Source organism: Synechococcus sp. R55.7, from assembly GCF_047461955.1.
GTDB lineage: Bacteria > Cyanobacteriota > Cyanobacteriia > Thermostichales > Thermostichaceae > Thermostichus.
On the sequence record NZ_JANSIC010000050.1, the window covers coordinates 10971 to 13648 of the forward strand.

Below are 2678 nucleotides of genomic sequence, written 5' to 3' on the forward strand. Positions count from 1 at the left end.
CCAGACCTGATCATCTGCGATGTGATGATGCCGGAGATGGATGGCTACACCTTTGTGGAAACCATTCGCTCCAACAGTGCTACGGACTGGATACCTGTGATTTTTCTGTCGGCGCGTGGGCAGACGGCGGATCGGGTGCGCGGCCTGACCACAGGGGCAGATGTTTACATGGTCAAGCCCTTTGAGCCGGAAGAATTGGTGGCGCAGGTGGAGTCTTCTCTCAGACATACCGAGCGCCTGTTACAAGTGCAGAATGTGGGCATTCAGCCGGTCATAAAACTGGATCGGGAAATTGAACTTACGCCAACGGAAACCAAGGTGATCCAGTACGTGGCCAGGGGCCTGTCCAACCGCGAGATTGCCGAAGTTCTTGGGGTGAGCCAGCGCACCGTTGAAAGCCACGTCAGCAACATGCTGGGCAAAACCGGCCTGCACAACCGCACAGAACTGGCCCGCTGGGCAATAGAAAGTGGTTTGGGCAAAAAACCGTTGTAATTCCCGCCACCCCTTTCAACGGCTGGAGAACTCTATCTCCTCGGCGCGATTGGAGATAGGGTAGTGATCGCACTTGAAGGGCAAGGTAACTGGGGTGGGCAAGTCTTTTCAAAAATTGGCGGGGGAGGATCTGCTGGCCTTGCCCCAACGTACATTGGCCGCCGATTTTCACTGCGTTACCCAAAAACTGGGTCTAAAGCCCCGTCCTTCCAGGACAGTTTTTGCCCTGTTGTTGTCATTTTAAACAGGAATGAAACATTTCCGTTGCATTGCTTCCTAGCTCCTTTCTCCCTCTGGGACAGGATCTAAAGGTGATTGTGGAAGCGGCGTGGAACGTTTGGGCAGCAGCGGGGGTGTCTCAATCTAGTTTGAAATGACTATAGACCTGCAATGATATAGACCTGCAATGAAATAAACCCATGCTGGTCAGGGAAGCCAAACTCCTCAACGCCGCTCCAGCGCCATACCAAGCCTTGGATGAGGCCCTGCCCAGTTTGTCCGCAACCAATGCTTGCGTCACTGGATGGATGAGCGTGGTGTCAACAAAGCTGCCTTGTACTCCCGATGCAATGTTAACTTGGCAACTGGGATGGGTTTCCCCGCAAGGCTTCCAGGAAGGCAAATACTGCAGGCGGATGCAGCGCAGAGGCCAGAACGGCAGCCCCGATCACCCGCTCCAGTGGGATCGGCAGCCGGCGGATCTGGATCCCTTCGGGAATGGGAATGGCGGCCAAGCGGGGCAAGATGGCAGCCCCCAGACCCTGTGCCACCATGTTCACAATGGTGGAGTCTTCCTTCACCAAGTAGGCCACCTTGAGGGTTTGGTGAGCGGCTTCCCAGTGGTTCCGCACCGCGGTGGTGCATTCGGCGTAGTTGTAGAGAATGTAGGAAAAACGGGAAAGATCCTCCCAGGTCAGGGTTTCCGGCAGGGGCCCAAAACTCAGCGGAACCAACACAATGAACTCATCGCGGGCGATCTCCCACGTCTGTAGATCCTCACCAGCCCGCGGCAGAGGCAATAGACCAATATCCACCTGGCCCGATCGCAACAGATGTTCAACAGTGGCCGGATCTTCCTCTGTAAGGGTGAGGGTAATCTGGGGAAATTGTTGGCGGAAGCGGGCGATCACCGGCGGCAGCAAATGGGTTGCAGCACTGCGAAAAGCGGCAACTCGCACATTTCCCCCCCGCAACCCTTTTTCCAGGTTGGCCTCATAATCCATTTGTTCCCGCAGTTGCAGCATTTTGCGAACATGGCGCAGCAGTCGCTCCCCCACCGGCGTCAGGCGCGCCCCAAAGCGACCGCGCACCAACAGGGTCACCCCCAGTTCTTCCTCCAGGCTGGCAATGGCCCGGCTCACCGCCGACTGGGAAATGTGCAATTGCAGGGCAGCATCGCTGAAATTTCCCCGCTCCACCACAGCCACCAGGGTTTGCAGTTGCGAGATGTTCATGGATCCCATCTATTCGATCTGCGCATAGATGTGATGCTATCTCAGGTTTGAACCCTCCGCCGCGCCTGACTAAACTACGACATAGCTTCCCCTTCACACTGCGAAATAACGCGAAACAGTGTGAAATCATCTTTATCTTCCTGTCGTTGGTCAAGTGTCCCTATGTCGAGATCCATGTTTGCCCTATTGCCTTTCCATCAATTTCGAGATACTCCCGGCGTGCGTTTTTTTGACATCACGGTTGCGCGATCCAACGCCCGCGATTTGGTTTACCACGATGGGCCGGCCATCAGTCCCCCCAATAATCCGCAGGGCTATTGGCAGTTTTATATGCATCCACACCAAGAGGACAACCTACTGGCTCTATGGGGCGGACGGACGTTTTACCTGGTGAATTTTAGCTGGAGGGATCCCTTCCATATTGTGCGCCTGGAAGCGAACCGAGGCATTTTGCGCATTCCTCCCGGCACTTTTCACCGTTCCGTCTCCGATCCAGAGGGATCCATCGTATTGAACCAGGCGGTGCGCGACGAAAAAGCCATCTTGGAAAAAGAATTTCGCATCTACGACAGCAGCCGCATCCCCCGATTGCTGCAGGTAACCTCGGCACCCGCCCCTTTGCCCCGCATTTGTGCCTGAGGGCAACCCAATCATCCTCCCCCGTTCCCTTAACCTAGCCGCGAGTCAATCGAGGCTCGCAAGTGGGCAGCAGCATGGGTGAGCTGTGCC

4 protein-coding genes are annotated in these 2678 nt (G+C 55.7%); 3 read left to right on the top strand and 1 reads right to left on the bottom strand.

Annotation, left to right across the window (positions count from 1 at the left end; genetic code table 11):
* Together NW820_RS04205 and NW820_RS04210 are read left to right on the top strand one after the other, a co-directional pair.
* Window positions 1-495 (top strand): response regulator transcription factor (locus NW820_RS04205; RefSeq protein WP_414406768.1); only part of this gene is annotated, 495 nt, incomplete at its 5' end.
* Window positions 496-568: 73 nt separating this feature from the next.
* The gene (locus NW820_RS04210; RefSeq protein ID WP_414380900.1) at window positions 569-739 is read left to right on the top strand and encodes a hypothetical protein; all 171 of its coding nucleotides are present in this window, start codon (window positions 569-571) and stop codon (window positions 737-739) included.
* Window positions 740-1067: 328 nt separating this feature from the next.
* Here the strand turns inward: NW820_RS04210 and NW820_RS04215 are convergent, their stop codons facing one another.
* Window positions 1068-1949: a LysR family transcriptional regulator gene (locus tag NW820_RS04215; RefSeq protein WP_011434114.1), complete on the bottom strand. Its 882-nt coding sequence runs from the start codon at window positions 1947-1949 to the stop codon at window positions 1068-1070.
* A gap of 174 nt (window positions 1950-2123) precedes the next feature.
* On the opposite strand from NW820_RS04215, the gene NW820_RS04220 reads away from it, so the two are divergent.
* Complete coding sequence (locus NW820_RS04220) at window positions 2124-2588, top strand: redox protein (protein WP_414343843.1); 465 nt, start codon at window positions 2124-2126, stop codon at window positions 2586-2588.
* Window positions 2589-2678 lie beyond the last annotated feature (90 nt).